The sequence below is a fragment of the Lacrimispora indolis DSM 755 genome (genome assembly GCF_000526995.1).
GTDB lineage: Bacteria > Bacillota > Clostridia > Lachnospirales > Lachnospiraceae > Lacrimispora > Lacrimispora indolis.
The window spans coordinates 2,975,975-3,000,065 of the sequence record NZ_AZUI01000001.1 but is presented as its reverse complement, the minus strand read 5'-3'; the positions used below and the strand labels follow the sequence as shown (position 1 = coordinate 3,000,065).

Here is a 24,091-nt window from a genome sequence, read left to right as displayed (position 1 = left end):
GAATCCCTGTTTTTACATGGTATAAATAATTCATATTTCCATGGATCATGATTTTTAACGATCAAAACGAAAAGACTCACTAATTTCTTAAATTTACTTAATCTTACGAACAAAACGTTTTTTTGTTCTTGTTTTAATAATTACGAATATTTATTATACTCTCCGATCGGAAAAGGATTCTCTAATCCCAACACTCTCGGCCATAGGCCTGTGCCGTCAATAATAAAACCCATGATCATTCCCATATGGCTATGTAAATGCCTGAACTGGGCCAAAATCAAAGTGAAACGATTGTATTCACAATCAGGCGGAGTACCCAACAGCTGATTATCCGTTAACTGCGAAAGATAAGTTTTTATTTTTATATCAATACCGGCAAAATAATGATTTATTTCTTCCCTTGAAAGATGTTTGCCTGGGCGTACTTCCAGGTTGTTTAGATCAAACAATATTAATTTCTCAGCTTCTTCATTACATGATAGCACAGGTAATGGCCGTTTTCCGTTTTAAGCCTATGATATTCCACAGGGATATACCCTCTGTGAACATACATTCCATAAGCAGGCAGAGAGGCATCTAATACGATCTGGGAATGATGGTTGAAAATGATTCTTTCCAGTTCATCCATTATGGCCGTTCCGAATCCATTGCCCTGATATTGGGGTAATACAAACAGTCTGCTTATTTCATTTCCATTGATGCTTCCGGTACCGATGATTCTGTCATCATCCTGGATCAGGTACACCCCTCCGTCCATAATGGCTTTTTTAATCCCCTCATCAGAATGGTGGCAAAGAAAAAAATCAACGGCTCCTTTGGGATAATAATCAGGATATACCGTCTCAATTGTAGTTTTCACTATAAATTTTACCGTATGAAAATGCTTAACCGAGGCTTTTATCAGCTTCATTGAAGGCTCCTGTCATAGATCAATTTGCATTTTATATTTTATTAATGATGATTTCATGAGAAATACCATGGAAACTTTGCTTAATACGCCTGACTTAGGGTTTTGCCCGTAAATTGACTTTAAATGAAACGTGAGGGAATCTTGTATATTTTCATAAAGAAAATATGGATTTAATATCTCTCCATAACTTTTTAGAAACAGCATTGATGATCAACTCTTCTACTGCTGAAACGCTTGCAATAAAACAAACGAAAATAGTTGTTGTGTATAATCCTAATCCAATATATAAAAACGGGAAACAAAACAAAGCGATCCCTGTTGCTTTATTCGCATACGTATGCAAAAAGGCCGGCTGCCTGTATCGTATAAAACCAATGACCAAAGATGCCAGGCGGATGACCGCAATAATAATGATCCAATAAATGCCCCACAAAGGCAATTGAAAGCGGGGAACAAATAAGAACAACAAAGCCGCAGCCATAAAAACATCTGCAATGCTATCCAGAATCTGACCCTTTTTGCTTACCATATTCATTTTCCGGGCAATGATCCCGTCTAAAACATCACTGAGACCGCACAAAAAATATACAATAAAAAATTGACCTGAAAATGGTGTCAGGACCAGCAAAACCGCAGTTCCTAATATTCTTGATATGGTGATTAAGTTGGGAATGTTCTTCATTTGAACCTCCAGCATTTTAATAAAACCAAATCTCTTCACAGATTCCTTTTCTCCCTGCCGTCTGAAGCCGGCATGACACCGGCTCCTGCGGCAGTCTTTGGCTGCGCTTTAACCTTTATTCCGCATCAACGCCATATACCACTTCATAAATTTCCTTCTTATATGGCTTAAACTCCTCCTCGGTGACAGGCTTTCCATAGCTCATGATCCACAATGGGATGGGTCTGTCCCCAGGCTTTAAAGGCATCTGCTCATAGTAAAAGGTGTTGGTGTGAAATCCCAGCCTGCCGTAAAATCCGGCTCTGCTTCTGGTCATAGGGTCCTTCTCTGTGATTGGCTCTATTTCCAAAAACACAGGTTTTTTCCCTTCTCTCATGACCTCCTGTACCAGCTGTTTTCCATACCCTTTTCCCCTGCATGCTTCCGTTGTTGCCAGATGCTCCAAAAAGACACAGGAGGGAAGATCCCAGTATCCCAGAAACGCCAGAATCTTTCCTTCCTCTTCTATAACTCGGACTCCATAACAGGGATCACCGAAAACCCTTTTCTGATCGTCTTTGGTCCGGCGCTCAATGTCAGGAAATGATTCCTTGTAAATTCGGTATATTTCCTCAAAACGGGTCTGCGGGTTCTTTAACAACATAATATCAATCTCCTAATCCTTTATCTATACTTGTTTCTGTCTATCAGTGTATCATCCTCCTTCAAAAGAAGCAATGGAAAAGCCTGCCCTCGTTACCGGGCAGGCTGCATTTCTTTTATCTCATTATTTAATGGTGATTCTGCCCTGACCTGCAGGATTTGCATAATCAGCGCCTACATTGCCGCCTAAGTTGCTGCGGATATAAGCGGAAAGCAGATCCACATCAGCCAGAACATCATCAAGGATTACCTTGCTTCCCTTAAACATGGTCATTCCGTCGCCGCCTGACTTTAACATGTAATTATGAGAGGCTACGGTATAAGTCTTGTTCACATCAAGAGGAGCGCCGCCCACCATGATATCAGTTACCCGGTATGCTCCGGTCACTTTTATAAAATTACCCTTTTCATCTACCTCCACGTTGGGTGCCTTGGAGGTATCAATGGTATAGGTAATTCCGGATACCTGAAGGAAACCGCCGTTTTCCTTCGGGCAGTTACGGGAAGCCATTTCCAGGGCATCCTTGATCTGCTGGCCGGTTGCTTCCACAACGCAGCCCATGTTGCCGAATGGGAATACGGTAAGGGTATCATTATAAGTAATGTTGCCGGCCTTTATGCTGGCTCTTACACCGCCGCCGTTGGAAAGGCCGATATCTGCTCCAAGCACATAACGGTATGCATCGGCGCACAAGTCCCCAAGGTTTGTCTCAGCACTTCTGACCGCACGTTCCCCTGTTGCCGGGTCATTGACCGTAAGCTCTACATCCGTATGTCCGATCACAGTCTTTAAGGTCTCATTGTACTGGGCCTGAATTGCCTTTATAAACATATCTGTATCATAGTCAACAGCCTTTCCGTCAGCCGTTACAGCACTCTTTCCCGGAATTACCAGCTGGATTCCCACAGTAAGGACATTTGGATCTTTGATCTTGTCCCTGTTTGCTTCATAAATTTCCTTCCAGCGGTTATAAGATCCTAATTCTCTCTTTGCGATCCTGCTTAAGGAATCACCGCTTTTTACTGTATATGCGCTGGTGCCTGCTCCTGCCGGAACCTGGGAAATCAGTTCGCTGGTAATGGTTCCGTCGGTGCGGAGTGTCAGCTTTCCGATGTTCTCTAACTTTGTTCCTGTCTGGGTGAGAAGCACGTCCTGGCCATCCTTATTTTTTACGTACTTTCCATATGCTTCATGGGAATGGCCGTCAATCAACACATCAATGCCGGTGGTATTCTTGATCACGCTGTCAGAGGTCCAACGGTCTGTTGTGCCGTTTTCGCCTAAATGGCCTACCAAAATCACATAAGCAGCCCCTTCTGCCTTGGCGCTGTCTACCGATGACTGGATCTGTGTATAGAGTTTTTGTCCGCTTTCATCTTCACAAAAGCCGTAAATGTAATTTCCGTTTCCATCCTGGAAATAAGCCGGTGTGGATTTGGTAAAGCTTTCCGGCGTGGTTGCTCCCACAAACGCGACCTTCGTATCTCCGTATGTAAAAATCTTATAAGGTGCAAATACTGCGGAGCCTGTCCTTAAATCCATGAAATTGCTGGAATAGTAGCCGCAGCTTAACTTTCCTGCCAGTTCCAGAAAACGGGGCATCCCATAGTCAAACTCATGGTTGCCCGGCACCGCAAAGTCATAACCGACTTTGTTCATAATATCAATCAGATATCCTCCGTCTGACAGAGTTCCGATCGGCGCGCCCTGAATGGCATCTCCATTATCAACCAGAGTTACATAAGGAGTCTGGGCCTGCATCTCTTTTTTATAGAGAGCAAGTCCCGCATATCCTATGTTGCCGTCGACTCCGCAATGGACATCATTGGTGTAGAGAACCACGATATCCTGGTCTGCCGCCAGAGACGAAAAGGATATGCCCGTTGTCAGGGATATGACCATGAGCAGAGCCAGCCATAGTGACAGAAACCTTCTTTTCTTACTACCTATCATTTTTAATACCCTCCTTTTGAAAATACATTTTTCTCTATTATATCAGATAAATGTAAAATCAGCATATAATTTTTTCGATATTTTTTAGTTGTTTCTTCACTTTATCAGGCTCTTTTATTGGTTTAATCGACATAAATACAAAAAAAGGATGTCCATCCGCCTTAAACTGACATTTTAGGCAGAGAGACATCCCTCATGACTCATTTATTCCGTTTCTTCACTGATTTCTATTCCCAGCTCCACAAGCTGTTTTGGATCCACATCTGCAGGAGCTTCTGTCATAAGGCAGGAAGCGTCTTTTACCTTTGGGAATGCAATTACATCCCTGATGCTGTCTGCGCCTACCATCAGCATGACCACCCGGTCCAGGCCGTAAGCAAGTCCTGCGTGAGGCGGAACGCCGTATTTAAACGCATCTAAGAGGAAACCGAACTGATCCTTAGCCTGTTCCTTTGTAAAGCCCAGCACTTCAAACATCCTGGACTGGATATCACTCTGATGGATACGGACAGAACCGCCGCCCAGCTCTGTTCCGTTTAACACGATATCATATGCCTTTGCACGGACAGCGCCCGGATCGCTGTCAATAAGCGCCCAGTCTTCATCCATTGGCATGGTAAATGGGTGGTGCATGGCGGTAAAGCGTTCCTGCTCCTCGGAATACTCCAGCAGCGGGAATTCCGTTACCCATAAGAACTTAAAGTTATCCTTTTTCAGAAGATCAAGCTGTCTTGCCAGCTCCAGCCTTAAGTTGCCTAATACGTCAAATACCACCTTGTCACGGTCTGCTGCGAATAAAAGCAAGTCTCCCGGCTTTGCTCCCATTGCCTCCGCCAGAACGTGAAGCTCTTCCTCTGTCATGAATTTTGCAAAGGAGCATTTATAGGTTCCGTCCTCATTTACAGCCAGATAAGCCAGGCCCTTTGCTCCAAAGCCTTTTGCGTATTCTACCAGGCCATCGATTTTCTTACGGGGCATGGCTCCCTGTCCTTCGGCATTGATGCCCCGGACAGAACCGCCGTTTTCCAATGCTCCTTTGAATACAGCAAATTCCGTATCCTTTACCACCTCAGAAACATTTTTAAGCTCCATCCCGAAACGCATATCCGGCTTGTCGGAACCAAAGCGGTCCATGGCTTCTCTCCAGGTCATTCTGGTAAGAGGAAGCTGGACATCAAAATTGCAGATATCTTTAAATAATTTCTTTATCAGCCTTTCATTGACCTCCAGCACATCCTCTACATCCACAAAGGACAGCTCCATGTCGATCTGGGTAAATTCCGGCTGCCTGTCGGCACGTAAATCCTCATCACGGTAGCATCTGGCTAACTGGAAATACCGGTCATAGCCGGAACACATGAGCAGCTGCTTAAAAAGCTGGGGAGACTGGGGAAGTGCATAAAAAGAGCCTGGGTGGACACGGCTTGGAACCAGATAATCCCTGGCGCCTTCCGGCGTGCTCTTAATGAGGGTCGGTGTTTCGATCTCCAAAAATCCCTCTTCCGCTAAAAATGCTCTAGTTAAGGTAGCGACCTGACTTCTCACTCTGATGTTTCTCTGGATATCCGGTCTTCTAAGATCTAAATAACGGTATTTTAACCGCAGTTCTTCCTTTGTCTTGCTGTTCTCTTCAATGGGAAAGGGAGGTGTTTCAGATTCGGAAAGGATCCTCAAGCTCTTTGCCCGCACTTCAATTTCACCTGTTGCCAGGTTCTCGTTAACGCCGCCTGCTCTTGTTTCCACTTCACCTGTCACCGCGATGACAAACTCACTCCTTAATTTCTCAGCCTTTGCAAAGCTTTCCGCTCCGCAGTCGCTTTCCTCAAAAATGATCTGCAGGATCCCGGAACGGTCTCTTAAATCAACGAAAATGATCCCTCCCTTATTCCTGCTTTTCTGAACCCAGCCCATAATCGTGACTTCACTGCCCACATTGGCTTTTGTAACCTCTGTACATCTATGGGATCTTTTTAAGCCTAACATTGATTCTGCCATAATTTCCTCTTTCCTGCCCATACTTTTGGGCGTTCCTCCTATCTGTTTACTTAAGCGTGTCTTTATAGAATTCCTTAAATATTGTATATCCTTCCTTCTGAAGGCTTTCTTTCTGAAATTTTTTATTTTTATTCATCTGGGAAACAAGAACGGTCACACCTTTTGCCCGTTCTTCCATAGCCTCTTTGATGGCTCCGTTCATCACATCACCGCCCGCGCCCTTTTCAATCAGGAATGCCACCTTGTCTTCTTTTCCTGGAACCGTGAAGCCTTCCTCCATCAGGATGGTGATGATACGCTCAAATCCAATGGAAAAGCCGCAGGCAGGTGTATCCATGCCGGTGAACTTTCCGATCATCTTATCGTAACGGCCGCCGCCGCCTACAGAGCCTGGGAAACCGTCTACCTGGATCTCAAAAATGGTTCCGGTGTAATAGGACATCCCTCTCACCAAAGTAGGATCAAAGACGATGTGGAACTGGCTGGTGGAGATCTGGCCCACGCTGTCAATAATCGCCGCCAGGTTCTCTGCCCGCTCCTGATCCATCACATCCTTTAAGGTCGCGCCCAGGTCGCGGACTCCGGCAGCATCCGGAGTTGACGCTTCAAAAAGGGATAAATACTTTTTGATATTTTCCTCGTCATACCCTGCTTCCGCCAGCTCCTTTGCAACGCCTTCGCTTCCGATCTTGTCCATTTTATCCAGAATGATAAACACCTGGTCATAAGCCTCTTCCGGGAAGCCGCAGAAAGCAGCCATTCCCTTTAAAATATTCCGGTCGTTGATCCTTACGGTATATCCCTTAAAGCCGATCTTTCCAAGCAAAGTGGTGGTGGCAAGGATGAGTTCGATCTCCGCAAGCCTGGTGGAATCTCCCAGGATGTCGATATCGCACTGGACAAACTGTCTGAAACGTCCCTTCTGGGGACGGTCCGCTCTCCATACACTTCCCATCTGAAGGGATTTAAAGGGCGCAGGAAGAGACGCCGCATTGTTGGAATAATATCTGGATAAGGGAACGGTCAAATCATACCGGAGACCGCTGTCAACCAGATCATTTTCCGCCTGTGCTGTCTCCAGATTCAGCTTTTCTCCCCGCTTCATGATTTTGAAGATCAGCTTTTCATTGTCCCCGCCCTGTTTGCTGGTCAGGTTCTCGATGTGCTCCACGCAGGGAGTCTCGATGGAATGAAAGCCGAAGCCGCCATAGGTTTCACGTATCTGGTTCATAACATATTCCCGCACCTGCATCTCGGCAGGAAGAATATCCTTCATTCCGGTAACCGGTTTCTTTTTTAATGCCATTTCGTTCACTCCGTTATTTTCTTAATTTTGTAGGGAAGTCCATCGGGTTTCCTTAAACAAATCATGCCTCTATTGTAAATTACATTTCCAATTTTGCAAGCATTTTTTCTTTTCTTTCCAGCATTTCGTCGATTCTTGCAATATACTGTTCCACATCTTTGACATTTTCCACCCGTTCCAGACGGTTTTCAGAGGGAAATACCACCTTGGTGGTGGTTCCTGCCCCGCAGGCAGCAATGGTCTGCTTTTCTTCCATGATCAAAATATTATAGATACAGGCTTTGCCTGGAAGGGAATAGCCCACGTTTTCAAAATTGCCTGCCATGTTCTTCTGGCGGTACAGATAATATGGCTCCTGTCCCATGCCCCTGGCATAGGCTGCAGTTAAATCGATCATTTCCTGAGTATTGGTGATCTTTAGATCCCCGTACTGTTCCTTAAACATGTTTAAGCGGGCCGCACGCTTAATGGCAAGAGAATGGACGGTGATCCCATCCGGCCCCAGGGCCTTAATTTCCTCCATGGTGCGGGTCACATCCTCCATATCCTCTTCCGGCAGGCCGATGATCAAGTCCATGTTGATATTGTCAAAGCCTAAGGACCTGGCCATGGAATACCGGTCCTTTACCATATCCACGGTGTGGCGGCGGCCGATGAGATCCAGGGTTTCCTGCTTCATGGTCTGAGGATTAATGGATATGCGTGTCACGCCGTGGGCTTTTAAAACCTGAAGCTTTTCTATGGTAATGCTGTCCGGGCGTCCTGCTTCCACAGTAAACTCCTTGACCCAGGTAAAATCAAAGGTGGTTTTCAGTCTGCTTATGAGTTTATCTAAATGAGCAGGGGAAAGGGAAGTAGGCGTACCTCCGCCGATGTAGACCGTATCCAGGGTCCTTCCTGCCATTTTCCCTGCAGTATAATCCATTTCCTTAAATAATGCTTCCAGATACTGTTCCATACGCTTTTCCCATTGTCCGATGGGAAAGGAAGTAAAGGAGCAGTAAAGGCAAGTGGTTGGGCAAAAGGGAATGCCTATATATAAGCTGTAGCCGCAGCTGTAATCAATGGCAGAAATGAGTTTCATCTCCCGCACGGCAATCTCCAGGCTCAAATCCACTTTTTCATCACTGGTCAAATAAGTATCCTTCATGTATCTGCGGACTTCATTTTCCGAATATCCTTCAGAAAGTTTTGTCATGGCTATTTTGGTCGGCCGGATGCCTGTTAAAGTCCCCCAGGGCAGAGAGTTCTCCGTAAGCTCCCGGACCATGCCGTAAAGCATCCGCTTGATCCGGTTCTTGGTATCAAAGCGGTCGGAAAAATCCACCTGGGCGGAGGCTGACCTTGTGATCCCTCTCTCAAAATCCCGGATAGTCAGCTGAAAGGCAGCTTCCCCTGTCTCTCCCCGCACAAGAAGGCGGCAGGCTTCCTCCTGGATTTCTTTATGGACAAAGCTCTCTCCGGGATAAAAGGCCATCAAAAGCTCCCTGATATCCTGTTCAAAGGATTGGTCGTCTAATATTAATCCTATCATGTCTTTTCCTCTTAATGCTTCCTTCCTATCCTCTGTATAATGCTGCCGGATTATGCACCTTCTCATGACCGATGGTGGTCACACCCCCATGACCCGGATAAACCATGGTATCCTCCGGCAGTGCAAAAAGCCGTTCCCTGATGGAGCTTAAGATCATGGACTGATTTCCCGTAGGAAAGTCTGTTCTTCCCAAGGACCTTAAAAAGAGAGTATCCCCGCTGATCAGAACGCTTTCCGGTTGGACCAGATAACAGACCGAACCTGAGGTATGGCCGGGGGTAAACAAAACCTGAAAGGTGATTCCTCCAATGGAGAGGCTGGCTCCATCCTCTGCATATTCGTCTGCACTGACCGTGCAGGCCCTGCCAAAAGAAGAGGACAAATTAACGGCAGGATCTTCCAGCAGCCCTTTTTCCTGCTGTCCGGCATAAATCTTCACCTCAGGAAATGCCTCTTTTATATCTTTCACAGCCAGAATGTGGTCAAAGTGACCATGGGTCAGTAAAATAGCCTCCGGTGCCAGGGAAAGCTCCCTGCACATGTCCAGGATATAGGCCCCGTCTCCGCCCGGGTCCACGATCACCGCTTTTTTAAGTGACTCCCGGTACATCACATAGCAGTTGGTCCCAAGCTGGCCTACCTGGTAAGCCTTTATTCTGAAATCACTCATAACTTGCCTCCTAATGAATTTATCCGGATCCGGTTCAGACAAAGAGAAAACTGCGTTATCCCGCAGTCCTCTCAATGTCTATGACCCCTTCGATTTGTCTCAGCTTATCGACCAGCTTTCCCAGCTCTTCCACGCCATGGGTATCAAAGGTCATGGTAATGGTCGCCTTGCCCTGCTTGTTGGTCCTGGAGTTCATGGAGGTTATGTCGATCTGCCTCTCTGTGAAAACCTTGGATATGTCAACAAACATGCCGATCCTGTTATTTGCAAATATCTTGATTTCCGTGGAATACCGCTCCTTGGTGTCGTCTCCCTCCGCCTGCTGCCATTCCGCGTCAATGAGACGGTTCCGTTCGTCCTCCGGCAGATTTAAGACGTTGATGCAGTCTGTCCTGTGGATAGAAATTCCCCGTCCCCTGGTCACAAAGCCAACGATTTCATCTCCTGGCACCGGGCTGCAGCATTTGGAAAAACGAACCGCAAGATCATGGATTCCCTTTACAACGATTCCGCTGCCGGAACGCCTCTTCACAGGCAGCCTGCTGCTCATGTCCTCAATATCATTTAAAATGCTGTTGTCCGTAACGTCCTTCTTAAGCTTCTTATTCCGTTCATCCACCATCTTATTGATGACCTGACCCTCTTTTAGGCCCCCGTGTCCGATGGATGCAAGGACGGATTCCCAGTCGCGGAAGGCATAGCGTTTCATGACCTTTTCCTGGTACTCCGGCTTGTTGATTTCAGGATAATTGATCCCCTTTGTCTTGCAGTAGCGGTCCACCATTTCCTTGCCGCGAAGGATGTTATCTTCTTTCAGCTCGGTTTTAAACCACTGATTGATCTTATTCTTGGCCTGGGTGCTCTTCACCATATTCAGCCAGTCCCGGCTGGGGCCCCTGCTGTTCTGGGAGGTGATGACCTCCACCTGGTCACCGTTCTCGATCACGTATTCAATATTCACTAATTTTCCGTTGACCCTGGCTCCCACCATCTTGTTGCCGACTGCACTGTGGATGGAGTATGCAAAATCAATGGGTGTGGAACCGACGGGAAGATTTTTCACATCTCCAGAGGGAGTAAAGCAGTAAACACTGTCAGAGAACAGATCCAAATCACCCTTTACCATATTCAGGAATTCTTTGTTATCGGACATGTCCTTCTGCCATTCCAGAATCTGACGCAGCCAGCTCAACTTCTCTTCTTCCTTGCCAGCCGCCACCTGTCCGCTTCCGCTTTCCTTATACTTCCAGTGAGCTGCGATACCGTATTCTGCGGTACGGTGCATTTCATAAGTACGGATCTGTATCTCAAAGGGCTGCCCGTTGTTTCCAATGAGTGTGGTATGAAGGGACTGGTACATATTGGGCTTTGGCATTGCGATATAATCCTTGAAACGGCCCGGAATGGGCTTATACATCTCATGGATCACCCCAAGGGCAGCGTAACAGTCCTTTACACTGTCCACGATGATACGCACCGCAAATAGGTCGTAAATCTGGTCCAGGGTCTTGTTCTGGTTCACCATTTTCTTATAAATGCTGAAAAAGTGCTTTACACGGCCATCCACCCTGGCTTCAATCCCGCCGGTTTTTAAGTGGTCCTGTACCTCATCCACAATACTCTTTACAAATGTTTCCCTTGCATCCTTTTTCAGTGATATTTTTTCCGCCAGCTCGTAATAGATCTCCGGCTGCAGATATCTTAAAGACAGATCATCAAGCTCGATCTTGATCTTGGAAATACCAAGGCGGTGGGCAATTGGAGCATAGATTTCCATGGTCTCCTTTGCCTTTTCCTTCTGTTTTTCCGGTTTCATGTACTGAAGCGTCCGCATGTTGTGGAGCCGGTCCGCCAGCTTGATGATAATCACGCGGATATCCTTTGCCATGGCTAAGAACATTTTCCGTAAGTTCTCGGCCTGTATCTCCATCTTATCCATGGACCAGGATATCTGGGTCAGTTTTGTGACGCCATCAACTAAAAGGGCCACCTCTTCCCCGAATTCCCCTTTCAGCTCATCCAGGGACATAATGGTGTCCTCTACCACATCATGAAGGATCCCGGCGGCAATGGTCTCCTTATCCATTTCTAAATCAGCAAGAATAATGGCAACACAAAGAGGGTGAATGATATAAGGTTCACCCGATTTGCGCCTTTGGTCCTTATGCGCTTCATCCGCAATATGATATGCTTTTTCTATCATGGAAATATCATCGGAAGGGTGATATCTCCTTATACTGTGGACCAGCTCTTCATAAAGCGCGTCCGGGCTGGTAAAATCAGCCGGAGCTTCCAGGTCAATATCCACCTTCCGCTTCTCCGGGCGCTCTTTTTCCAAAGCTTCTATATTATTCTTTTCCATTTTAGGATTATCTGCCATTTGCCGTCACCTTTTTTTGTAGCATTCCTGGTTTTCACCTGCTTTTAAACGTAGTTATCATTCATTATAATTATTATTGTCGAAAAATGCAATTATTTTTTCTTTTTCTCCTTCTTCCAAGAAGGCGCTTTCCAGGGCGTACCGGTTCATCTGTCTTAGATCTGCCTCAGTAAAGCCCATGTATTTCTTAATGAGTTCTGCTTCCTTTTCCAGTGTTGTATCTGAAACAGTCATATTATCCGTGTTATAGGTAACCCGGATTCCCCTGTCATAAAAGGCCTTTAACGGATGCTCCTCTATGGAGGGAACTGCCTTTGTCTGAAGGTTGCTGACAACACACATCTCTAAGGTAATCTTTTCCTTTTTTAAAAGGTCCATACATGCCTCCGACCGGATTGCTGCACATCCGTGCCCAATCCTTTTTGCCCCGTAATGGACCGCCTTTATGATATTTTCATAATCACCGCACTCTCCCGCGTGGATGGTAAATGGAATTCCCTTCCGCCCGGCCGCCTTAAAAAGAGGCTCAAAATGTTCCATGGGGATCAGCCCTTCCGGACCTGCAAGATCCAGACCCACAACGCCCTTTCCAAGATAAGCCCGGGCCAGTTCAAAGGTCTCCTCATTTTCCCGGTCAGACCCGTTGACCATAGAGCATAGAAGGATCCCTGCTTTTATCCGGGACTTGCCTGCGCCTCTCTTTACGCCTCTTATGACCGCTTCCACCGCCTTTTCCTTTGTCAGACCCTTTCCCATATGAAGCTGGGGAGCAAAGCGGATCTCACTTAAGATTAGCCCCTGGGAAGCCAAACGCTCCGTTAAATCACAGGAAGCCAGTTCCAGGGCTTCTTCTGTCTGAAGCAGCATCCCCGGTAAATCAAAGCATTTTAAATAATCCACCAGGCTCTCACAGTTTTCTCCTGCAACCAGGCTTTCCCTTCCGCCCTGTCCTTCAAAATCATATCCGATCTGGGCCGCAAGCAGCTTTACCGTATCAATGGATAAAGAGCCGTCCAAATGGAGATGAAGGTCTGTTTCCAATCGTTTCATAACGATCCCTCCTTCTGTTGATGAAAACATTTTATCATACTACGCAGAAAGTAACAATTATTTCATAACATACTTCCGCCCCTTGTTACCTCATTTAGGATCAACATAAAGAATGTTTATATAGTACGGGAAAATATCCAGAATGTGACGATACGCGTTAAGATTCTTTGCAGATACGGACGGATTTATTATGAGTCAGAAAAGGCCGGAATAATATTCTATTGATTCACCTTCTCTTTTTTACTGAAAATCAAAAGCTTCTGTACCAGAAAGTTTCCAATAAACATACCGGCCTCCACTGCGGCTTTGGCCGCCCAGCCATTGATTCCTTTGCTTTTCACCAACCATACAAGCAGGACGGTATTCACCAGCAAAACCGCTGATGCCAGCACCGCGTATTTTACCGCAAAGCGGCTGGAGACTCCCTGCGCTTCAAACACATACCGTCTGTTCAGATGATAATTTAGAACTGCACTTCCCATACGTGCCAAAACATTGCAGACCGCTTCCGCAAAAGACAGATGAAGTGCTGCGGCTGCATAAAGCATAAGACTGTAAATCAGAAAGTCTGCACAAAAGCTTATAAATGAAGAAGCTGCAAATTTCAGCAGGTCCACATAAATTCTCACCGAATCGTTTAATACCCGGAAATGAGAAGACTTGTTTCCATCTAAATAAACGGTTTCAACAGGAACTTCCATAACATCAATTTTCTCCTTTACACACATCAGCAATACATTGGTTTCGTATTCGTACCGTTCACCAGGAACTGCTAAAAGCCTGGGAATCATGCCGCTGTCAAAAGCCCGCAGACCTGTCTGGGTATCCTTTAGCCATTTCCCTGACAAAATCCGGAACACTTCCCTTGTGATCTTATTTCCCAATCTGCTTTTCAAGGGGATGTTCCCGTGAAAGCTGCGGCTTCCAAGCAAAAGAGAGTCTTTATTCTCAGTGCCTTTCTTTAATAAATAAAGAATGTCATGGACTTTGTGCTGACCGTCTGCATCTGCAATGACAATTTCACCTTTCTGATCCTGCTCCATTATGTATTCCAGCGCCGTTTTTACTGCCTTTCCTTTGCCGTAATTCCGGTCATGGCTCAACACGGTGGCATAGGACTCACACTCCAGAAAAAAACCTTCTGACTCCCTGCTGCTTCCATCATTTACCACAAACAGCTTTGCATCAGACTTCTTACACAGTTCTTTTATCAGCTGTATCAGCCGTTCATCCGGTTCATATGCAGGTATAATAATCTTGCCCTTCTCTTCTTTCATGATCTTCCTCTTTTATTTTACTTTTAACCGCAGTATACCTGCCGTCACTGAAATGTTCCTGAAAAATCCAAGGATAAATTCATATAAATATTTCAGTTCTTTTTAAGTAACGTGCGCTATAATCAACCCCATCAGATATATCCTATCTGAAATCAAAATCTTGAAAGGTGTGAAAAGCTTGAGAAAGAATGGAAAAAACTTGTTATGTGCTGGCATCTGCATCCTGGCTCTCACCGGCTGCAGCATGAACAGCTATGCTACCACCGCGGCGGCAGCCCAGACTGAAAAGCAACAGGAGCAGCCTCCAAAAGACACCGGCATCCTGGCTAAAATCACTTCCGTTGATAACCGGACCATAACGGTAATTCTTGCAGACAAAGGGGAAAAACCAGACGGTGCCCCGGATCAGGATAGCAGGAATAACGGCACGGCTCCGCCGGAAAAATCTGCAGATGGAATAACTCCCCCTGAAAAACCTGCAGATGGAATGACCCTTCCTGAAAAACCAGAGGAAAATGCCTCCCTTCCTGAAAAGCCGGCAGATAACAGCGGGCAGGCAGGTTCCGCAGAAAGGGAAAAAAGGAAACTGGAAATGAACTTTGACGGGGAAGCCAAAACCTACACCATTCCTGATTCTGCTGTCATTACGAAAGGCATGGAACAAGAAAGTGCATCTGTTTCTGATCTGACCGTAGACACTGTGGTTCGCATTACATTGGATGGAGATACTGTTTCCGGTATCAGCATCATGAATTAACCGTATTCCGCCTGCATGCATTCTGCAGGCGGTCCTTCCTGACCAAATCTTTTGAAAATAACCGGCTGACTGAATGACTTCGTACATTCCTGTTTCGCCGGGTCCTGCAGATCTAAACCTGACATTGGCACGAGATGTTTACTTAGAGGATATTTCTCATGAATAAAAAAAGATTTATAAAATATATATTGATCGATTTCCTTTCGGCTCTTCTTTTGATTTTTATCTTTCTCCTGTACTTTTACATTCTTCCGCGCAAAGAAGACAACACCGGCAGGAACATGGTCAGCGAGGAATCGGCAGAAAAACAGACTTTTGAACTGCCTGAATCCCAGGATCAAACCTCTCCTAAAAAAGGAAGGTCCCGCCGGGAAAGCGGCAATACCGACACAAAATCCATTGCCTCAGAAAACAGCAGCTTAGTGTTTACCGATAAAGCAGATACGGTTCTGGCAGAATACAAAAATAATGGCCTGCAGCTAAATATCGTAAAAAGTGAACTGGGAGAAGGGAATGATAAGATCACATATTACACCGCAGATATTTATCTTTCTTCCACCGGGCAGCTGAAAACAGCTTTTGCCCAAGGAGTTTTTGGCAAAAACTTAAGGGAATCCACACTTCAAATGGCAGAGGACAACAACGCAATGCTGGCCATATCAGGTGATTCTTACGGAAATAATGAGACAGGAATTGTAATAAGAAACGGGATCCTATACCGTTCAGATACCAATGACGCAGAAATATGTATCTTATTCCTGGATGGAACCATGAAAATTTATACACCGGAGGAATTTGATCAGGAACAGATTATGGAATCGGATGTATGGCAGGCCTGGAACTTTGGGCCTTCCTTATTGAATCAAGGCAATGTCAGGGATTCCTTCCAGACCACCTCTTATTTAAACAACAGGAATCCCCGGTGCGCCATTGGTTATGTTTCACCGGGACATTATAAATTCGTACTTGTGGATGGCCGCAATCCCGGATATTCCAAGGGCGCTACCATGAGTGAGCTGGCGCAGATTATGGCCTATGAGAATTGTACTCTTGCCTATAATCTGGACGGAGGCAAATCCTCTGCCATGGTATATCAGGGTAATTACATAAATCAACCGGCAGACGGAGGACGTTCCATCAGCGATATCATCTACATTAGAAAGGAAGCTTCCATACAATGAAAAGATGGCATACATTCCTATGGCCTCATTTGACCCTTATACTTGCCCTGTTTATGGGCACGCTTTGGGTCTTAGACCAGCTGAATCCCAGAATGAATTTTCTGAATAATGATATTACAGATGTGATTTTCATTCTTTTTTGCATCTCATCCCTGATCACCTCCGCCTCATTCCTCTGGCAGAGGTGCAGAAATGAGAAAGAATTATTTTAAACGCGCCCTATGCAGCCTCATAGAATTATCCTTTTTACAGCCGCACTGTTTTCAGCAGCGGAACCACCGCCTCAAAGGATTGCCTGCTGTATTCATATGCAGCTATTTTATCGACTTCATCACCGACTTCATCCAGATCATAGGGATTCCGGAACGCTGCCATAACCATGGGGATCTCTAATTTTTCCAGTTCTTTTGCAAGGACACTCTGTCCACGGTTTAAATGCCCGTTGTAGGTGCCCAGCACAAGGTCCGTATATCCTTTACTTTTTACTTTTTCCAGTATTCCGTTTATCTCCCCGGTATCCGGATCTATGGAAAATGAATAGGAATCTCCTCCAAACCTTTCCTGCATAAATGAGGCAAACAGCAGATCCTCCATTACACGGCTGGAGGCCAGTGTGGAACGATAAGCATAACAGCTTAAAAATACAGGATTTTCTCCCAGCAGATGGCAATAACCTTTTCCCCGGTTGGTAAACCGTATGCTGTCACGATACAGTGACTTTACAAACTTACCCGGATCCTTCTGGGATTTCTTTCCAATATCTGTATTGGTTGACCCATATCTTCTTTTATATGCCAGGATCCGTTCCACGGCATCGTCAATCCGGGACATGGGGATCTCACCGGATTCCACCGCCTTTTCTATTTCCCTTGCCGCTTCTGCCGCAAGATCCGCCGTATGGGAAATGAATAGGAGATCAACTCCTGCCATAATGGCCTTTTTAGCCCCCAACGCAGTACCAAAATATTCTTTGATGGCATTCATTTCCAGGCAGTCTGAAATCACCAGTCCCTGAAAGCCCAGCCTGTTTCTTAAAATTCCCTGGATCATGGTTTCCGACATGGTTACCGGTAAATTTTCTTTTTCAATTCTTGGAAACAGAATGTGGGCAAGGGTCACAGCCGCAGCTCCATGCCGGAATGCCTCTTTAAACGGAATCAGTTCTTCCTGTTCCAGCTCCTCATAGGATTTTTGGATGCAGGGCAGGGAAAGATGGGAATCCACTGCCGTATCCCCGTGTCCCGGAAAATGCTTTACAGAGCACATGATCCCGGAATCCAGATACCCTTTCACCATCTCACAGCCGTATTCAGTCACCACGGCACTGTCCGGTCCAAAGCTTCGCACACCGATCACCGGATTGTGGGGATTGTTATTGATGTCCAGAACCGGAGCAAGATTGAAATTGATCCCCAGCTCTCTTAATTCCTGTCCGGTAAGGAGTGCCGCCTCGTATGCATGTTCCTTATCCCCGGTCTGTGCAAGAGCCATTGCTCCCGGTATATTGACCGATCCTTCCGGAAGTCTTCTTACTACTCCCCCCTCCTGGTCAATGGTAATAAAGGCATACTCTCCTGTTTCTTCCTTTATCAGCCTTTGAATGGAGTCACAAAGTCCCTTCAGCTGGTCTCTGCTTTCAATGTTATGGGAAAATAAGATAACGTTTCCCACTTGATGCTCTCTTACCAGGCGTATCATATCTTTACTTAATTCCCCGGCAGGAAAACCGGCTACGATCATCTGTCCGATCTTTTGTTTTAATGTCTTTTCCCTCATGCTCCTTTCCCCCCTTTCATTTATATAGATGAAATGCTTTTTTGCGTTCAGAAAATGCTGCCGCATCCCTTTCAAATTCAGCCAGCAGTTCCTCTTTTGAAGCTGTTTTCCCTGTCAGCTGATCCGATCCTAACAAAAGATCTTCCATTGGCCTGGTGCTTCCCTCATGAGGATCAAGAAATGCAAAGCTGTCTTCATAAATGGTCCGGATGGCATCAAGAAGCTCCAATCCGCAAAGCGCGGAACGGAAAGCCCGGCTGTCCGTAACGTGAATATGGATTCCCTCACAGGCTTCTCCCTTAAACTTTGAAAAATACGGAGTGAAATAGGCCGGAGAAAACAATACGCCGGGAAGCTTTTTCTTTGTCATATATTTCACAAGCTTTCCTGCTTCTATAAATGGCGCGCCGATGATTTCAAAAGGCGCCGCAGTTCCCCTTCCCTCTGAAATATTTGTTCCTTCAAAAAGGCAGGCACCTGCATACACAAGGGCAGTCTCATATCTTGGCATTGCCGGACTGGGCATCACCCACACATGACCGGTTTCCGGATGCATGGCATGCCGGTTCCAGCCCTCACAGGGAATTACCGTGAGCCGGCAGCCAAGGTTTTTCTCTCCATTTACCATAAGGGCCAGTTCTCCTACCGTAAGGCCATAGCGCATGCAAAGAGGATATGCTCCTATAAAGCTTTCAAATCCGGGCTTTAAGCAGTTGCCCTCCACCAAATCCCCCAGAGGATTGCAGCGGTCCAGGATAATAAGCTCCTTGTCAAACCTTGCGCAATCTTCCAGTGCATAGATCATGGTTGATATATAGGTATAATATCTGACCCCTAAATCCTGAATGTCATATACAACGGCATCCACCTGATCTAACATTTCCCTGGTCAGCCTTTTTGAATTTCTCCGGTACAGGCTGTATACCGGCAATCCGGTATCCGGATCCATGTAATCCTCTACATCGCCGCCTGCTCCTATATTTCCCCTGACTCCGTGCTCCGGCCCAAATAAGGCCGTCAGCCGATATTTTTTATGTAAAATGTCCACAGCAGAATTCAAATCACTGTCAACGCCTGAAACAGAAGTGATCAGGCCCAGGCGTTTTCCGCCTAAGACCTTATGCCAGCGGTCCACACAATCGATCCCGTTTTTTACCATATTGTCCCTCTTTATAATTCCGGTAATATCACCTTTTTTTGTTCCTGATCCACATCAAAGGCCTCCGCATATCCGGTTCTTGCCAGACAGCCGTTTACCCTCATGAGATGCTCATAATACTCTTTATAAGGGAAAGAAGGACTGTGTATTGCAAACCAATGGGTGTCAATGGCCTTTTTCCACAGTTCAAATCCTTCTTTTGATACTTCCAGATAAATATATTTTTCAAATCCTGCCGAGTCTTCCCAATTTTCCGCATAATAGGGTCCTTTTGCAAAAAAAGCGCTGTTTTTTCTTTCAAGTCCGGGAAGTCCTGCAAAAAACTGAGCATCCTTTACGATCCTGTGGGTTGTTTCATGATCTTTGTGCATGCTGTTCTTCCAATGGGTCAGCAATGCAGCCGGCCGGTATTGCCGTATGGTATCGCAAAGCTGAAGCCTTACCTCCTCATTATCCGGCAATTCTCCGTCTGTGTAAGGAAATATCACCGCCTCCCCTCCCAGCATTTGGGCAAAGGAATTGGCTTCCCTTTCTTTTTGTATTCTGTATTCTTTTACCGGCATGCCAGGCGGGTTCCCTCTTTCCCCGCCGGTCAATGCTACGGTAACGATATGATAGCCTTTTAATGCCATGGTCGCCAGAAATCCGCCGCTTGTCAGCTCCGCATCTCCTACATGGCCGCCTATTGCCATGATGCACTTTCTTTCCCCGCTCATCCGTCCTTCCATTCCTTTCTCATATCAGCCCAGGTCCTTACGATCCGAAAGCCTGCCGCCTCATAAATATTTCTTGCGGGATTATTTTCCCCGGTAAAAAGGCTCATAAAACCTGCTCCTATTTCCTTCAAGCTTATGCAAAGCCTGCAAAACAGGACCGTTGATATTTTTTTACCCCGGTAATCCGGATCCACACCGATTCCGCAAAAATATCCTCTCCCGCTCTTTTCCACATCCAGTGGTCCTGTAAAGCCGATCACTTTGCCATTGTGGGCTGCAATCAGAATGGGACGGCTCTTTTCTCCCTTTGCCGTTTCCCCCAGAATCTCTCTCTCCCACAGTGGATTCCTGAACTTATGTATCATTTCTTCCATTCCGTAATGCCTGTCAGCATCATATATTTCAATGGTAATATTCTCTTTCTCCAGCCCCTCTGTGATGGTTGCCGCAAAATCCGGCACAGCATAAGCATCTAAGTCCAGGTAATAGCTGTTCTGCATGGCATAATCCCGGTACCTGCAATTTTTAAAGAAAAGATAGGCATTGCTCCCTACATCCACGCCCGGAGCATTGGGATGATCTGCCGTCTTTTTCCCGGGAATATACCAGGAAAAAGTCATAGGGTTAAAAAAAACAATTTCTATCTTTGAAACTCCGCTTTCCTTCCGAAGTCTGTCTTCTAAATAAGCAAGCATCGCTCTTCCGATCCCCTGCCTCTGTTTTTCCTTTTTTACAAGAATCATGGAAAGATAGGCTCTGTCCTCACCTCTTTGAAAGCATCCGGATGCAAATCCCCGGCCTTGTTCCTCCAGTATGGTGATTTTATGTATTTCCTCTGACTGGTTTTCCATAAAAAAGCGGCGAAAGGCGCTTTGGTTTTCAAATGGCCGGAACAATACTTCTTTTATTCTGACCGCATCTTCAAATAATTCAAAGGCGGTTCCTGCATTCTCCTCGTTCAAATCCAAAAAATTCATATCACTCACTCCTTATGGCCGAAAAACTGAGGCAGATATTCTTTATGGGCTTCCAGCAGCTCAGAAAGCACGGCCTTTGCTTCTTTCTGGGAGCCAACCAGGGGATTGATCATAAGTGCCAGCAGAGCCTTCTCCTGACTTCCTGACACCGCCGCCTGGCAGCCTGCTGTTTCAAAGGATTTGATCTGCTGCAAAAGGCCGTTAACTGTCCATGGCAGTTCCACCCCGTCTACCGGAACCGGCCCATCTTTGGTGATCCTGCAGCTGACTTCCACGATCTCATGATCCTTAAAATTTTTTATGGCACCTCTGTTTACCGTGTTTACCACCTGAATATCTCCTTTGTCATTGTACATGGAATTGATCAGGTTACAGGCTGAGTCGCTGTAATAGGCACCGCCCCGCTGTGACAGCAGTTCCGGTTTTTCATTTAATTCCGGGTCCTGATACTGCTCAAACAGCTTTTTTTCCACCTGTTCCACAAGCTCCGCCCTTGTCTCATGTTTTTCATATTTTTCCAGGGCTTCTTCTAAATATTCTTTTGCCATATAGTAATATCTGTGATAGGAACATGGCAGCACTCCAAGCTCTTTTACAAAATCATTGTCCCAAGTGACTGCCTTTATATTCTTTACAACGCCGCCTTCCCCCCAATGGCTGACTACCTTTTCCGTAATGTCTTTTCCGTCCGCTTCCACTCTGGTCACGTAAACCATATGATTTAAACCGCCCATGGTGACTTTCACCTCTTCCATGGGCCGGCCAAGCTGGTCCGCCACCGCTTTATGCATGCCGTAAGGTACATTGCACAGCCCAATAAACTTCTGAAAACTGCTGTATCGGCTTACTCCTTCCATGACCATTCCCACCGGATTTGTAAAGTTGATCAGCCATGCTTCCGGACATAATTCCTCCATATCCTTGCAGATATCCAAAATAACCGGTATGGTTCTCATTCCCTTAAACAAACCGCCTGCGCCATTGGTCTCCTGACCAAGAAGCCCGTGCTTTAAGGGGGTCCTTTCGTCTTTCACTCTGGCCTGGAGCTGCCCCACCCGCAGCTGGGTGACCACAAAATCAGCTCCTGGAAGGGCCTTTCTCCTGTCCAGGGTTGTGTGGATCTCCATTGGAACTCCCGCCTTTTTTACCATGCGCTTTGCAAATTCGGCTACAATCCGTAATTTTTCCTCTCCCTGAAGGATATCCACCAGCCACAGCTCTTCTACCGGCAATGTCTCATACCTTTTTAAAAATCCGTCCACCAGCTCCGGTGTGTAACTGGAACCTCCTCCGATTGCCACGATCTTCACACCTTTTTTCATGACTGAACGCCTCCTTCTTTGCTTTGCAGCAATAAATACAGGGCTCCTATTCTCCCTGCCATGTTTCCCTGTTCGCAGGCCTCTATGGCCGTATATGGCTCCAGGTGAGGATACAGGGCGTATACCGCCTCTTTCATATCTTTTATAAATATCTCATTTTCACTGATTCCTCCGCCGATCAGCAGGACCTCAGGATCCACGGTGACAGCAAAATTACCGATCACCATTGCCCCCTTGTAAAGCCATTCCCGGTATACCCGGTCAATATACGGGTGGTTCAAATGGCTGAAAATATAGGATCCGTCCACTTCTCTGCCCAGGGCTTCCGATACCTTTCTGACCAGAAGAGAGGTTGCTCCGGCTCCTTCCGCAACCGGCTTTCCGTCCCCATCCCTGAGGCTGACTCTGGTAAACCCGACCTCCCCGGATTTAAAGTGGCTGCCCCGGTATAATTTCCGGTTTATGATGATGGCACCGCCGATCCCGGTCCCAAAGGTGACCATGGAAATATCCTGATATCCCCGTCCCGCTCCCCGCACCATTTCTCCCAATGCAGCGCAATTGCTGTCATTTTCAAGCACCACCGGAATGGGATATTTTTTGTTTATCTCCTCTTTTAAATGATAGGCCCTGAAATTGGCTCCAACGCTGAAATCTGTATTTTCTCCCGTCACCGGATGGATAAAGCCGCCCATGCAGATTGCAACGCCGTCTGTCTGATCCACATAAGTATCCACGATTCCCATAAACTGCCGGAGAAAATCAGGCGGCTGTTTTTCCGTTGGTGTGCTTCCTTCATGAAGGACCCGGTATTCCGGATCCATAAGGCTGTACTTGATGTAAGTGCCTCCTATATCAATTGCCAGGTACTGTTTCATATCCGTTCCTTTCTGCTGTCTCCCGTAATATGATCCTGATGGCCCCCTGGGCAGCTTCCCCTCTCATTTTCATGATTTCCAAAAAAGGAAATCGTTTTTTCGCCTTTTCACAAAACAGGCGGTATATATCGTTATTTTTCATCAATACGCTTCCGCTCACCACCAGGGAGACCGGAGAGTTAAAATGAGTCAGTACGGCTCCGGCCAGCTCCGACAGTTCCTCCCCGCATTGCTCCAAAATTTCCATGGAAGCCTGATCCCTTTCCCTTACTCCTTCTTCCAGCAAAGGAGCCAGGGCAGCGATCTCTTTTTTGCTTCTCCCGGGCTGATACAGCCAGGTGATCAAATCCTCCACAGAATCTATCTTAAGGAATTGAAATGTTTTTTCCTTTAATAAGGTCTCCCCCTGTCTGCCATCCGCTGCTCTGACCACTGATTTTAAAATATCCCTTCCAATGGCATAAGCACTTCCGGCGTCGTCGATGATGTGGCCGTAGCCGCCGGCCCTAAACCTGGCTCCCGACTCATTGATCCCGTAACAGATGGAGCCGGTCCCTGCAATGAGAATGATGCCGGCAGGTTCCTCCAGGGCTCCTGCCAAAGCAGTTTCATGGTCTCCCACCAGCCGGATCACGCCCTTTAGCCCCTGTTCTTTTAAATTCCGGGTCAGAAGCTTTGCTGTATCCCGGTTGCTGATTCCGGCAGCGCCAATACAGATCCCTTTGCAGTCACTCATATTCAGGCCTGACTTTTCCAGTTCTCTTTTTAACTCTTTCAAAGTGCCTTCTGCCGCTTCCCGGGACTGTCCATTGATATTTAAAGGCCCTAACCGGAATTTTCCTATCAGATCACCGTGAAGTCCGGTCACCATTACGGCAGTGGCGGTACCGCCCCCATCCATTCCTATTACAAATAGTTCTTTCAA

At 46.3% G+C, this 24,091-nt stretch carries 21 protein-coding genes; 2 read left to right on the top strand and 19 right to left on the bottom strand.

Features of this window, described 5'->3' with window-relative positions:
* Nucleotides 1–140 precede the first annotated feature (140 nt).
* The 12 genes from K401_RS0114365 to K401_RS0114310 all read right to left on the bottom strand — a co-directional run bounded on the left by K401_RS0114365 (nt 141) and on the right by K401_RS0114310 (nt 14,400).
* A complete protein-coding gene (locus K401_RS0114365; protein WP_024293598.1) occupies nt 141–449 on the bottom strand; it encodes a hypothetical protein in 309 nt (102 codons plus the stop codon).
* 2 nt (nt 450–451) lie between these two features.
* Nucleotides 452–910 carry a GNAT family N-acetyltransferase gene (locus K401_RS0114360; RefSeq protein WP_024293597.1) on the bottom strand — a complete coding sequence of 153 codons (459 nt, stop codon included), beginning with the start codon at nt 908–910 and terminating at the stop codon, nt 452–454.
* A 151-nt stretch (nt 911–1,061) separates the two neighbouring features.
* On the bottom strand, nt 1,062–1,631 hold the full coding sequence (locus tag K401_RS0114355) for a CDP-alcohol phosphatidyltransferase family protein (RefSeq protein ID WP_330362249.1): 570 nt from the start codon (nt 1,629–1,631) through the stop codon (nt 1,062–1,064).
* 76 nt (nt 1,632–1,707) lie between these two features.
* Nucleotides 1,708–2,235, bottom strand: coding sequence for a GNAT family N-acetyltransferase (locus K401_RS0114350; RefSeq protein WP_024293595.1), 528 nt, complete (start codon nt 2,233–2,235; stop codon nt 1,708–1,710).
* A 123-nt stretch (nt 2,236–2,358) separates the two neighbouring features.
* Nucleotides 2,359–4,188: a bifunctional metallophosphatase/5'-nucleotidase gene (locus K401_RS0114345; RefSeq protein WP_024293594.1), complete on the bottom strand. Its 1,830-nt coding sequence runs from the start codon at nt 4,186–4,188 to the stop codon at nt 2,359–2,361.
* Between the two features lie 204 nt (nt 4,189–4,392).
* Complete coding sequence (gene aspS, locus K401_RS0114340) at nt 4,393–6,183, bottom strand: aspartate--tRNA ligase (protein WP_024293593.1); 1,791 nt, start codon at nt 6,181–6,183, stop codon at nt 4,393–4,395.
* A gap of 46 nt (nt 6,184–6,229) precedes the next feature.
* Nucleotides 6,230–7,489, bottom strand: coding sequence for a histidine--tRNA ligase (gene hisS / locus K401_RS0114335; RefSeq protein WP_024293592.1), 1,260 nt, complete (start codon nt 7,487–7,489; stop codon nt 6,230–6,232).
* Nucleotides 7,490–7,568: 79 nt separating this feature from the next.
* A complete protein-coding gene (gene hemZ / locus K401_RS0114330) occupies nt 7,569–9,023 on the bottom strand; it encodes a coproporphyrinogen dehydrogenase HemZ (protein WP_024293591.1) in 1,455 nt (484 codons plus the stop codon).
* 25 nt (nt 9,024–9,048) lie between these two features.
* Nucleotides 9,049–9,693, bottom strand: a complete 645-nt coding sequence (locus K401_RS0114325) for an MBL fold metallo-hydrolase (RefSeq protein WP_024293590.1) — start codon at nt 9,691–9,693, stop codon at nt 9,049–9,051.
* 55 nt (nt 9,694–9,748) lie between these two features.
* Complete coding sequence (locus tag K401_RS0114320; protein ID WP_051152978.1) at nt 9,749–12,055, bottom strand: RelA/SpoT family protein; 2,307 nt, start codon at nt 12,053–12,055, stop codon at nt 9,749–9,751.
* Between the two features lie 75 nt (nt 12,056–12,130).
* A complete protein-coding gene (add, locus tag K401_RS0114315) occupies nt 12,131–13,123 on the bottom strand; it encodes an adenosine deaminase (RefSeq protein WP_024293588.1) in 993 nt (330 codons plus the stop codon).
* A 218-nt stretch (nt 13,124–13,341) separates the two neighbouring features.
* Nucleotides 13,342–14,400 (bottom strand): GtrA family protein, encoded by a 1,059-nt coding sequence (locus tag K401_RS0114310; RefSeq protein ID WP_024293587.1) that lies wholly within the window; start codon nt 14,398–14,400, stop codon nt 13,342–13,344.
* Between the two features lie 178 nt (nt 14,401–14,578).
* Here K401_RS0114310 and K401_RS0114305 point away from each other — a divergent pair, with 178 nt between their 5' ends.
* Entirely contained in the window at nt 14,579–15,157 is a 579-nt protein-coding gene (locus tag K401_RS0114305; RefSeq protein ID WP_024293586.1) for a hypothetical protein, read from the top strand.
* 158 nt (nt 15,158–15,315) lie between these two features.
* On the top strand, nt 15,316–16,338 hold the full coding sequence (locus K401_RS0114295; RefSeq protein ID WP_024293585.1) for a phosphodiester glycosidase family protein: 1,023 nt from the start codon (nt 15,316–15,318) through the stop codon (nt 16,336–16,338).
* Between the two features lie 246 nt (nt 16,339–16,584).
* On the opposite strand, the gene nagZ is transcribed toward K401_RS0114295, so the two are convergent.
* From nagZ to K401_RS0114255, 7 genes are read right to left on the bottom strand one after another with little or no spacing between them, the layout of a single operon-like run.
* The gene (gene nagZ / locus K401_RS0114285) at nt 16,585–18,114 is read right to left on the bottom strand and encodes a beta-N-acetylhexosaminidase (RefSeq protein ID WP_024293583.1); all 1,530 of its coding nucleotides are present in this window, start codon (nt 18,112–18,114) and stop codon (nt 16,585–16,587) included.
* 16 nt (nt 18,115–18,130) lie between these two features.
* Complete coding sequence (locus tag K401_RS0114280; protein ID WP_024293582.1) at nt 18,131–19,273, bottom strand: exo-beta-N-acetylmuramidase NamZ family protein; 1,143 nt, start codon at nt 19,271–19,273, stop codon at nt 18,131–18,133.
* A gap of 11 nt (nt 19,274–19,284) precedes the next feature.
* Complete coding sequence (locus K401_RS0114275; RefSeq protein ID WP_084492893.1) at nt 19,285–20,001, bottom strand: PIG-L deacetylase family protein; 717 nt, start codon at nt 19,999–20,001, stop codon at nt 19,285–19,287.
* Complete coding sequence (locus K401_RS0114270) at nt 19,986–20,966, bottom strand: GNAT family N-acetyltransferase (protein WP_024293580.1); 981 nt, start codon at nt 20,964–20,966, stop codon at nt 19,986–19,988. Before K401_RS0114270 ends, K401_RS0114275 begins: the two co-directional genes overlap by 16 nt.
* Before the next feature lie 5 nt (nt 20,967–20,971).
* Nucleotides 20,972–22,288: a 6-phospho-beta-glucosidase gene (locus K401_RS0114265; protein WP_024293579.1), complete on the bottom strand. Its 1,317-nt coding sequence runs from the start codon at nt 22,286–22,288 to the stop codon at nt 20,972–20,974.
* The gene (locus K401_RS0114260) at nt 22,285–23,166 is read right to left on the bottom strand and encodes an ROK family protein (protein WP_024293578.1); all 882 of its coding nucleotides are present in this window, start codon (nt 23,164–23,166) and stop codon (nt 22,285–22,287) included. Before K401_RS0114260 ends, K401_RS0114265 begins: the two co-directional genes overlap by 4 nt.
* A complete protein-coding gene (locus K401_RS0114255) occupies nt 23,144–24,091 on the bottom strand; it encodes a BadF/BadG/BcrA/BcrD ATPase family protein (RefSeq protein WP_024293577.1) in 948 nt (315 codons plus the stop codon). The genes K401_RS0114260 and K401_RS0114255 overlap by 23 nt, the downstream gene beginning before the upstream one ends.

Bases quoted from the DNA above. Each gene is read 5' to 3' on its own strand.
- K401_RS0114310 (WP_024293587.1), bottom strand. From the start codon at position 14,400: ATGAAAGAAGAGAAGGGCAAGATTATTATACCTGCATATGAACCGGAT.
- K401_RS0114265 (WP_024293579.1), bottom strand. From the start codon at position 22,288: ATGAAAAAAGGTGTGAAGATCGTGGCAATCGGAGGAGGTTCCAGTTAC.
- K401_RS0114325 (WP_024293590.1), bottom strand. From the start codon at position 9,693: ATGAGTGATTTCAGAATAAAGGCTTACCAGGTAGGCCAGCTTGGGACC.
- K401_RS0114320 (WP_051152978.1), bottom strand. From the start codon at position 12,055: ATGGAAAAGAATAATATAGAAGCTTTGGAAAAAGAGCGCCCGGAGAAG.
- K401_RS0114260 (WP_024293578.1), bottom strand. From the start codon at position 23,166: ATGAAACAGTACCTGGCAATTGATATAGGAGGCACTTACATCAAGTAC.
- K401_RS0114360 (WP_024293597.1), bottom strand. From the start codon at position 910: ATGAAGCTGATAAAAGCCTCGGTTAAGCATTTTCATACGGTAAAATTT.
- K401_RS0114275 (WP_084492893.1), bottom strand. From the start codon at position 20,001: ATGGAAGGACGGATGAGCGGGGAAAGAAAGTGCATCATGGCAATAGGC.
- K401_RS0114295 (WP_024293585.1), top strand. From the start codon at position 15,316: ATGAATAAAAAAAGATTTATAAAATATATATTGATCGATTTCCTTTCG.
- K401_RS0114345 (WP_024293594.1), bottom strand. From the start codon at position 4,188: ATGATAGGTAGTAAGAAAAGAAGGTTTCTGTCACTATGGCTGGCTCTG.
- K401_RS0114280 (WP_024293582.1), bottom strand. From the start codon at position 19,273: ATGGTAAAAAACGGGATCGATTGTGTGGACCGCTGGCATAAGGTCTTA.
- aspS (WP_024293593.1), bottom strand. From the start codon at position 6,183: ATGGCAGAATCAATGTTAGGCTTAAAAAGATCCCATAGATGTACAGAG.
- K401_RS0114350 (WP_024293595.1), bottom strand. From the start codon at position 2,235: ATGTTGTTAAAGAACCCGCAGACCCGTTTTGAGGAAATATACCGAATT.
- nagZ (WP_024293583.1), bottom strand. From the start codon at position 18,114: ATGAGGGAAAAGACATTAAAACAAAAGATCGGACAGATGATCGTAGCC.
- hisS (WP_024293592.1), bottom strand. From the start codon at position 7,489: ATGGCATTAAAAAAGAAACCGGTTACCGGAATGAAGGATATTCTTCCT.
- hemZ (WP_024293591.1), bottom strand. From the start codon at position 9,023: ATGATAGGATTAATATTAGACGACCAATCCTTTGAACAGGATATCAGG.
- K401_RS0114270 (WP_024293580.1), bottom strand. From the start codon at position 20,966: ATGAATTTTTTGGATTTGAACGAGGAGAATGCAGGAACCGCCTTTGAA.
- add (WP_024293588.1), bottom strand. From the start codon at position 13,123: ATGAAACGATTGGAAACAGACCTTCATCTCCATTTGGACGGCTCTTTA.